The following is a 9,661-nucleotide window of genomic DNA, read 5'->3' as shown; positions in this document are numbered from 1 at the left end:
TTAATCGAATCCCAATAGCAGTAACATCTGCCAGGATCAAACAGAATTGAAACATAACAGACATAATAAAGTATAAAGTATTATGAAGTACGCTAAAAATATAGACGAGTATTACACTAAACTAGTTTGTAACTAATTCACCACATACTACAAAACCAACATCATACTTGAGAAAATTCAAGTACTCACAAAATGTATAGCTACATGCGGAAAGCAACCATCATAGTTAAAATTGTTCCATACAATATAACTTAGGTCATCGCCATAAAACACATAGCACATCTAATAGACAGAGAAATTTTATTAACAAAATCAATTAAAAAATATTGCAAAAAATATTAAAAAATTAAAATATTATTTTTTAAACTTTTAAAATAAAAAATAAAAATAATTACAAAGTATTTATTAAAAAAATAAGTTTAAATAAAATATATAAATTAAAATTTTTAAAACCCTTGAAAAATGAAATAAAAAAAATAATTCAAAGAAATAATAAAATAAAAAAAGAATAGTTAAGTTTAGAAGTAAATATAACACATGATTTATGTTCTCATATATAAATGTAACTATTTGTTTATATATTAATCAAATTTTTTACAGATAACAGAAATAATTCTTGTTAAACTTCTATGCATTTTAATCCCATATTGTTCAACAATTTCAAATCCAATTTCATCAGCAATAGGTTTTAAGTCGACATAATGAGGACTTGCCATACAAAGATAAGCATCATCTTTCATATTATCATATATTGCTTTGAAAAATTCCTTGAAAATATCATCACCATCCATATCTCCAGTAGTGGTGGAAATTCCATAGGGAGGATCAGTAACAACAGCAGCCACTTTTTCATACATTTTAAGTTCACGCACATCCAAATTGAATGTTCTATAATCAGCAATTCCAAAATGTTCCAAATTAATAGCTGCACCATTTTTCATTTTCCAGTAAATATCAGATCCGACTACTTTACAACCAATTATTCCAGCTTCGATTAATATTCCACCAGTTCCACAAAAAGGATCTAGAACCAAATCTCCTTCAGTGACTCTTGATAGATTTACCATACATCTTGCTAATTTCGGACTCATTGAACCAGGATAAAAGAATGGCCTTTTATGGGGTTTGCTATTCTCAAAATGTTTTTTATTTAATTTGATTTTTTCAATAGCTACATAAACTGTATCATTAAATGCAACAATTCTTATTAGGGATTTAGGTTTTTTAAGATTTACCTTTATATTATCGCAATTTTCTAAAATCAATGACCCCACTTTTCTTTCAGTAGCTACAGTATCAATTTCTGAGTGGAATCTTTTAACCCTTACAGCAAATGTTTCATCAATATACTTTGACCAGTCCACAGAGGAAACATCATCATTTAATACATCGATTGAAGATGTTAAAATGATTTCATGAACTTCGTGAGTATAACCTAACCTTCGGGTAAGGATTTCATAATACTGCCCACATTTATCATTTGAAATATCTTTTAAAATCACCAATCCATCTGTAATAACACAAAGATTAGCATCAATATTTTCACAATCCATAACTGCTTTCAATTCAGCTTTAGGCAGTTCAGGATGTTCTTGAGATTGAATACATAATAATTCCATTAAATTCACCGAAAAGAAAATTTTTAAAAATAAACTTTAAAAAATTATTTTTTAAATTTATCGAAGTGCCTTCTAATTACTTTTTCACTAGAGTCATCTACATCTACTGATTTATCTTGAACATTATTATTGGCATCATCATTATAATGAACTTCACGACCATTATTTTGATAGTATTCATCATCACGATAAGAATATTCACCCTTTACTTCATTATAATAACTTTTATCAGAATATTGATTTGAAGGTTCATCATATCTAATGGAATTGGATTCATACGCCGCACTATCCCTACCATAATCATCATAAGATTCCTCATATCTAATGGAATTAGGTTCATATGCCACACTATCCCTACCATAATCATCATACTGATTTAAAGGTTCTTTGTATCTAGGTTCGAATTGCTTGTCCTCAACATCATAGAAATTATCATTATAAGGCTCATATTCATATTTTTTACGATTATTCTCACCTTGACTGAAATCATCAGGATAATATTCATAATCCCGTCTTGGGTATCTGTCTTTTTCACGACCAATTGGAGTAATCGGTTCGAATTCATCATAATAATCATTTTTTTCAAGATAGCTGTCATTTGTTTGGAAATTCCTCCCATATGACATATCATTATGAGGATATGGATTTGATTCACCATATGCTCTGTGATTAACCATGTTGGAAAAGATAATTTCTTCTACTTCAGAGGGATTTGATATGGCGGACAATTCCATTTGATTGTTATCATAAGCACTAAATAAAGAAATAGTTCCTACATTAAATATTTTACCAAAAACACTTTGAGAAGTGTTGATATCTTGAATAGCTGCATAAGGCATATAATTTTTCTTAGTGGACAACACCCCATATTTGATAATGATTCGGGATTGTGTTAAAATGTACTCCTTAGAATACCATCCAATAAGTTGCCAAATAATAAATAGTATAATAAAAAGAATGACAATGAAAAATCCTATTGCTGCATACCTAGTTAAAGCAAGATTAATATAAGATATCAAATAAACCTGCATATTCCCAACGAATTGAATGACCTTCGGAGAAAGTATGAAAACAATAATTAATAAAACAATACCATAAATAGCTTTTTTACAGCCAAAAAGCATATTAGGTTTTGCTTGATAAAGAATTCTTTCATTTCTAACATCATCATTTTTATCAAATAACATAATTATAATATTAGATATTTATTTTAAATAAAGTTTTACAAAAAAAAGATTGAAAAAAATAAGCCTCAGCTCGCCCATCATTCATCACATATCAGAGCTCATAGGGTTCATCATCGGCTTATTATATTATTAAAATTAACCGAACATTACTCCGGCTTCAGTTTTGAACAATTCGTCCTCTTTGGTTTTACTCATCACTTTATCAATAGCATCCATAAAGTCAGCTACAGTAACTTTTTCACGTTTATCACGAATTGCAAACATACCTGCTTCAGTACATACTGCTTTTAAATCAGCACCGGAAAGCTCATCAGTCAAATCAGCAAGAATATCAATGTCTGCTTCTTCATCCAATGACATGTTTTTAGTATGGATTTTAAGAATTTCTTTTCTTCCGTCAATGTTTGGAAGAGGAACTTCAATGAATCTATCAAAACGACCAGGACGCAATAATGCTGGGTCTAATATATCTGGCCTATTGGTAGCACCAATAATTCCGATATCTCCTCTTGATTCAAAACCATCAAGTTCTGCAAGTAATTGCATTAAAGTACGTTGTACTTCTCTATCACCACTGGTGGAACTTTTAAGCCTTTTGGCTGCAACAGCATCAAGTTCATCTATGAATATGATAGCGGGAGCCTTTTCTTTAGCCAATTCAAATACTTCACGGACAAGTCTTGCACCTTCCCCAATATATTTTTTAACAAATTCGGAAGCTACAATCTTGATAAAAGTAGCATTGGTTTCGTTAGCTACTGCTTTTGCAAGTAAAGTTTTACCAGTTCCAGGAGGACCATATAATAATATACCTTTAGGCGGTTCGATACCTACTTTTTCAAATAATTCAGGTTCGGTTAAAGGCAATTCAACAGTTTCTTTTACTTCAACAATTTGCTCTTCTAAACCACCGATTTTATCATAGGTAATATCTGGTTTTGTTTCAATTTCCATTCCAGAAACATTTGCATCTTTTTCTGATGGTAAAACTTCCACAATACCAAATGTTTGTTGATTTAAGGCTACTCTTGAGCCAGGAACTAATAATTTTTCATCTAAGAATTTTGAATAATTAACAAGGAAACTAGGTCCTGTACTACTTTTAACAGTCATTCTGTGATCGTCTAAAACTTCAGTAATAGTTGCTAATACAAGTGGAGGTGATCTGAACCTGTCCACTTCTGAACGTAAAGATTTAGTTTCTCTTTCTAATCTAATTTTTTCATTTTCAATTAGGACTTTATCCTTTTCTAATTTCCTAACTTTCCACATTAAGTTACTTTTTGCTTTGGATTTTTCTTCTCTTAAATTATTAACCTCATCTTGTAGAGATTCAACTTTTTCTATCAATTGTTCTTTAGAAGAATTTTCCAAATCGTCAAAATTATCCATGTGAATCATCTCCAGTTAGTTATTAATTTATATTTCATTGTTACTTTAATAACAATTAGTAACTTTAAAGTATTTAAATGTATTCATTTGAATTCATACTAACAATTATTTTATAAGTTATTGAATATATAATATTAATTAATTAAAAAAGGAAAACTGATTAATATGGAATGCGAAATTTGTGGTAAAGAAGTGCCGGAACATAATCCAATTAGAGCAAAAATTGAAGGATCAGTTATGGTTGTATGCAAAGAGTGTTCAAAACTTGGAAAAATCCAAAAAGCACCCCCTAAACCAAAATTTAGAAAACAAGAAAAATCAAAAAGACCAACCACAACTAGAAACAGAAATTATTCAAGAAATGATGAACCTTCTGAAGAATTAATCGAAGATTTCGAAATTACCGTTAGAAGAGCAAGAGAAGCAAAAGATTGGTCAAGAGAAGATTTAGGTAAAAAAATCAATGAAAGAGTTTCAGTCATTTCAAGAATTGAAACCGGAAAAATGACTCCTGATGTAAAGCTCACAAAAAAACTAGAAAAAGCATTGAATATTAAATTACTAGAAAAAGTAGATAATGTAGATTTGAATCAATTTGTAAATAGTTCATCAGGTGAACGTACATTAGGAAATATAATGAAAATTAAAAGAAAATAGCTATTTAACATAGCTATTCAATTTCTCATTTTTAATATGTCTTCCTTTACCTTTAATTTTATAATCAATCATCCCCTCATTTTCAGCTCTGTGAGACTGATATCCCTGGAAAGATTTGGCAGTTTCCAATAATGATTGTAACTCATCATAACCGCCATATTCCTTACTCACAACTACAACATGAGCTGGAGGATGAATTTTTTTTATTTGCATAATGCTTAATGTAGTATCCTCTTTAACGAAAAAAGCAGTAGCTACATTAGATTTTGTTCTGAGTTTAGAGTTTAGAATACTTTCAACCAATGAATCTGCAAAACTTGCATCGATAACCTTAGGCTTTGAGATTAATGTTAAATTACCGTGCCTTTCCATATCTGCAATTGCATTAAGTAATTTAGAATTATTCTCCCCCCTAACTAAAATTAATGCCATAATAATCCCCGATAAATAAAAAAAAATAATAATAGGTGAATCACCTATTTTGGAAAGATTTCAATAACCTACTTCTGAAAACAACAAGCAAAATCAAGATGATACCTACAGCAGTTTGAATACTTCCTAAAATATTCAATATATTACCATCAATAGGTAAATCCCATGCAGGAGATGATCTGTCTCCAGGAAGCGCATTGAAATAAACACCAACTGCCTTAGAACCTTGTTTTACATTTAAATCCTTAGGTTCCACATGATCAACACCCATTAAAAGACCATTATTAATAGCTTTATTAATGGACGCTGCAATTGCAGATGCATCATAACCATTTTTAGCAACAGAAGATTCAACAATTTCAGAAGTTGTCGCTGCTAAACCAGGCTTATCACTACCATAAACAGAAACACTGACCGCATTCGAACTAACAGTCAGAGCATCACCTAAAGCTTGATATGCATATATTGTTTTTAATTCTCCACCACAAACAGGACATCTACCATAAGCTTCAGCAGCAGGGAATCCCATTGCCCATTCACAATCTTGACAAGCTTTGGAATATTCCTCATCCATAGGATAACCCGTTTGGTTCATTTCCTGAGGAGTAAACATGTCTTCAGTTGAAATTCCAGAAACTAGATTTACTCCACCACCACCGTATTTTTCACCAGATTCATTAGCCACTTGACCCATTGCTTCTGATAAGATAGTGGTTGCTGGATAACCGTCCCTAATCATTTTACCAATATTCATTGCAGTTTCTTTACGTACAGAATCTGCTGTACCATACAATGGATTACCATTGGTGTTCCTCAAGTGAATAATAGCTCCTTTTTGACCAGGTTGCAATGTTGCAACACCACTACTGTATGGAGTAACTTTAATATCATTACTAGCATCATCAACAGTAATTACATAAGCGTCGAAAGAACCACCAACAGCAGCACCAATGCTTGGACCACCTGCAACCAGACGAGCCCCATTATATTGAGATGCAATAGATGCAGCTGAAGCAGCAGAAACATTATTGTTTAAATTAGCAACAGCTTCAATGACTGAATCCAACCTTGTATCTGAACTACCGGTACCCCCGGAAAGCACTGCAAAATGATTGTTTTTAGACATTAAAAATGTTGATTGGAACATGTTTTCTGCAAATGACATACTTCCAGCCGCAGCTCCATTTGGATCCTTACCAGTAGGGTCAGTAATAATAATAATGTTACAGGTAGCTGCGACACTACTCATAGTCATTAGAAATATTATTAAAAATACAATTGATACTTTAAATTTATCCAACTTACCCACCTACTGAAGAACTACTAGATGTTTTATTACCCATATCAACAGAAGAAAAGTCTTCAATAACAGTTACAGTAACAACACCAGTATTTTTATCTACTTGAACATCTGCAGCAGTAATAGGTTCTACAGAAGTACCAGGTACTGTTGATCGTGTTGCAAACTCTTGTGCCGTTTGAATAGCATCTTGCAGCGAGACTTCCCTAACTGAAGTCTTTAAAACATCACCATAAATGACACTACCATCCCTTAATCCAGATTGCATTACATTAGACCTGATAGTATCTACAGGAACAATATCATTTCCTTTAATGATAACTCCTGAAATAGCTATACCATCATTTACTTCATCAGAAGATGCAAATGCAACATAAGTGATTAAACGACCACAAAAGATTAAAATAAATGCCAATAATAGAATTATTAATGTGTCTCTTCTAATCTTTATAAACATGTTTATATCCTCTTTTATCGAATATTCTATTATAAGAATAAAACTATTCATTTATTATATTAAGTTAATATAATATTTAAATTTATATAATATCTTTTAAAAGTGATTCGGCAGGATCCATTCCTTGAGCTCCTATTAATAATATGATATCATTTTTACCCGCTTTTTTGTAAGTTTCACTTAAACATTCTTTTAAATTGTCATAATGAATAAAATCAATATCATTTTGATTTAATGTGTTGAAAAATACTTCTCTTTCTTCTTGTTCAACAAAATTTAAATCATTGACAACATCATTGCTTGAAGATAAAATCAATTCCATATTATCCCCCACAGACTCCACAAGTGCCTCAACATTCAATTGGTTTATTTCAACACCCCTTGACCCTCTGATGGCACATACAACATATAATGTCTGATTTGGAGGAAGCAATTTGATTGTTTCAGAAATAGTGGCTTTAATTCCATCAGGATTATGTGCAAAATCATCATAAATTAACGGTTCATCATTTAATTTAGCAAAACGCCTATTTAAAGCTTTATATGATTTGACACCCTCAATTATATCATTTTCATTAATTCTCAAAGATATGCATGATGCAATAGCTGATAAAATATTTTGAATAAAATGATTGCCTGTGAATGGCAATTCTTCCTTAGTCATGAGTGTTTTGCCTTGATGAATTATTTTTTCACCATCATAATAAACTGCATTTTCCTCATCTAATGGAGACATTGAAGTATAGAATGGGTTTTCAGCATCCAATTTCATGACCAATTCATCATCATGATTGAGTACACAAACACCATCCCCAATAGCTTTTGGAACAGCAGTTATTTCCCTAAACACATCATCAATTGAATTTACAAGACCAATATGGTCCATTGCAATGTTTGTTATGACTCCAACTTTAGGGTTGATTGCTTCGCTCATCAATGCTGCATGATGCTCCATCAATTTTCCAAGCCAACCTTGAACTTCAGATACTTCAATTACCAGATAATCCAGTTCCCCATTTTTTGTAACTTCATCCGCAATTAGTTTAGAAACCATCGGGTCAATCAATGTATTGAATTCCGATTCGCTATCGGTATTGGTAAATACATTAAAGCCAGCAGTTTTTAAAATATGATAAATTAAATGTGATGTAGTTGACTTGCCGTTTGTTCCAGTGATTACAATGTTTGTCGAATTTGGGGAGAATTTGTTAATGGTGTATGATAATGCATATGCATTTGCCAATTCTATTTTATCTGTAATTATCAATGGGAAATTTAAATGTTCGGCCATTTCAATAGCACCATCTTTTGGATTTTGAGTAATCAAACAAGCAATATTCTGATCAAATGCCATTTCAATACCTTTATCATTAATCCAATGCCTTATTACTATATCTCCAGTATGTGCATCATTTAAAAAAGTAAATTTACCTGTAAAACCATCAATTGAAAAGAATTCATCATTTCCAATGAGTTTTCCTTCAATGGCTTCAGTCAATTCTTGAATTTCCATATTATCACCAAAAAGAAAATTAGAATAGGTACATCTTAGCAAGGATACCTATTACACACAATAATAATGTAGCTCCCCAGTAAGTCAATACAATTTTTGTTTCAGACATTCCATAATGATTCAATGTGTGATGTAGCGGTTCTACGGGTAATTTGATTATATGTGCCCTGTGCAATAAGCTTACAATAACTGAAATAATTGGAACACCCAATGCTAGAACTCCAAAATACGGAATATCACAGACAAGTACTGCAGCAGCATAACCTGTTCCCAATACGAATGATCCAGTGTCACCCATAAAAATAGAAGCTGGATATTTATTGAATACTAAAAATCCTAAACATAAAGCAGACAATATTAAAAATGGAGGCATTAAAGATGCATGTCCAAACAAGTAAATGTAAACACAACAGAAAATTGATGCAATTCCCACAATACCTGCGGCTAAGCCATCCATCCCATCAATTAAATTAACTGCATTGATACAACCTAAAATGGCTATAATAACTACTGGAATAGCCAATAAACCTAATTCAAAACCACCTAAAGTAGTCACTATACCAGTAAGAGCGAAAAATATTCCGATTACAATCTGACAAACTATTTTTTCCAATTCTTCAGGTTCTGTTTTGATAGGAACTTCACCTATGACTTCAACTTTACCTTCTTTAAGCAAGTCATCAACTTCGGCTTTTGCTTTTGGAGTTGCAACACGAACTTCCTCTCCAGGCTCAACATCCAATCTTCCCAATGCAATAACCTCATCAGAGGTATTGACAACAACCTTTTGAATTTCTTTAACTTTAAGACCAATCAAATCATCAACCAGACCAACAATACCGCCTGCAAGCATGATGAATGAAACTAATAATATTGGAATATTTTGATAATATGCTGCAATTACAAAAGAAATTGCAAATAAGAATGCAACACCACCCATTGTCGGAGTACCGCTCTTATGCCTATGTTCACTAACTATAGGATTATCAGCAATCCTTGCTCGGAGAAATATTCTTTTTACATACCATGTGAAGAATATTGTAGCACATAATGTTACTAAAAAAAGAATTAACATATCCGTATTATTCATTTTACCACACAATA

General features: G+C 31.7%; 9 protein-coding genes. 1 reads left to right on the top strand and 8 read right to left on the bottom strand.

The features are described 5' to 3' along the window. Positions 1-581 precede the first annotated feature (581 nt). From QZ143_RS04365 to QZ143_RS04355, 3 genes are all read right to left on the bottom strand, one after another. Complete coding sequence (locus QZ143_RS04365; RefSeq protein ID WP_292881564.1) at positions 582-1,619, bottom strand: TIGR01177 family methyltransferase; 1,038 nt, start codon at positions 1,617-1,619, stop codon at positions 582-584. A 44-nt stretch (positions 1,620-1,663) separates the two neighbouring features. Beyond that, complete coding sequence (locus tag QZ143_RS04360; RefSeq protein ID WP_292881561.1) at positions 1,664-2,806, bottom strand: PH domain-containing protein; 1,143 nt, start codon at positions 2,804-2,806, stop codon at positions 1,664-1,666. Positions 2,807-2,941: 135 nt separating this feature from the next. Further along, positions 2,942-4,180 (bottom strand): proteasome-activating nucleotidase, encoded by a 1,239-nt coding sequence (locus QZ143_RS04355; RefSeq protein WP_292608147.1) that lies wholly within the window; start codon positions 4,178-4,180, stop codon positions 2,942-2,944. Positions 4,181-4,363: 183 nt separating this feature from the next. Between QZ143_RS04355 and QZ143_RS04350 the strand changes: the two genes are divergently transcribed. Beyond that, the gene (locus tag QZ143_RS04350) at positions 4,364-4,855 is read left to right on the top strand and encodes a multiprotein bridging factor aMBF1 (protein WP_292881559.1); all 492 of its coding nucleotides are present in this window, start codon (positions 4,364-4,366) and stop codon (positions 4,853-4,855) included. Here QZ143_RS04350 and QZ143_RS04345 read toward each other — a convergent pair whose 3' ends face one another. From QZ143_RS04345 to QZ143_RS04325, 5 genes are all read right to left on the bottom strand, one after another. Further along, positions 4,856-5,287: a DUF356 domain-containing protein gene (locus tag QZ143_RS04345; protein WP_292881556.1), complete on the bottom strand. Its 432-nt coding sequence runs from the start codon at positions 5,285-5,287 to the stop codon at positions 4,856-4,858. Positions 5,288-5,327: 40 nt separating this feature from the next. Then, positions 5,328-6,542, bottom strand: a complete 1,215-nt coding sequence (locus tag QZ143_RS04340; RefSeq protein WP_292881572.1) for a hypothetical protein — start codon at positions 6,540-6,542, stop codon at positions 5,328-5,330. A gap of 46 nt (positions 6,543-6,588) precedes the next feature. Next, positions 6,589-7,044 carry a hypothetical protein gene (locus QZ143_RS04335; RefSeq protein WP_292881569.1) on the bottom strand — a complete coding sequence of 152 codons (456 nt, stop codon included), beginning with the start codon at positions 7,042-7,044 and terminating at the stop codon, positions 6,589-6,591. A gap of 82 nt (positions 7,045-7,126) precedes the next feature. Continuing rightward, the gene (locus QZ143_RS04330; protein WP_292881553.1) at positions 7,127-8,557 is read right to left on the bottom strand and encodes a Mur ligase family protein; all 1,431 of its coding nucleotides are present in this window, start codon (positions 8,555-8,557) and stop codon (positions 7,127-7,129) included. Between the two features lie 19 nt (positions 8,558-8,576). Beyond that, on the bottom strand, positions 8,577-9,659 hold the full coding sequence (locus QZ143_RS04325) for a phospho-N-acetylmuramoyl-pentapeptide-transferase (RefSeq protein WP_292608119.1): 1,083 nt from the start codon (positions 9,657-9,659) through the stop codon (positions 8,577-8,579). Positions 9,660-9,661: the final 2 nt, after the last annotated feature.

Origin of the sequence: Methanobrevibacter sp. UBA188, from assembly GCF_905234905.1 — an archaeon.
Taxonomy (GTDB): domain Archaea; phylum Methanobacteriota; class Methanobacteria; order Methanobacteriales; family Methanobacteriaceae; genus Methanocatella.
The sequence above is the reverse complement of the archived record's forward strand: the minus strand, read 5'-3'. Positions and strand labels throughout refer to the sequence as shown.

Coding starts and splice junctions, on each gene's coding strand:
- QZ143_RS04350 (WP_292881559.1), top strand. CDS start 4,364: ATGGAATGCGAAATTTGTGGTAAAGAAGTGCCGGAACATAATCCAATT.
- QZ143_RS04340 (WP_292881572.1), bottom strand. CDS start 6,542: ATGACTATGAGTAGTGTCGCAGCTACCTGTAACATTATTATTATTACT.
- QZ143_RS04330 (WP_292881553.1), bottom strand. CDS start 8,557: ATGGAAATTCAAGAATTGACTGAAGCCATTGAAGGAAAACTCATTGGA.
- QZ143_RS04335 (WP_292881569.1), bottom strand. CDS start 7,044: ATGTTTATAAAGATTAGAAGAGACACATTAATAATTCTATTATTGGCA.
- QZ143_RS04365 (WP_292881564.1), bottom strand. CDS start 1,619: ATGGAATTATTATGTATTCAATCTCAAGAACATCCTGAACTGCCTAAA.
- QZ143_RS04345 (WP_292881556.1), bottom strand. CDS start 5,287: ATGGCATTAATTTTAGTTAGGGGGGAGAATAATTCTAAATTACTTAAT.
- QZ143_RS04360 (WP_292881561.1), bottom strand. CDS start 2,806: ATGTTATTTGATAAAAATGATGATGTTAGAAATGAAAGAATTCTTTAT.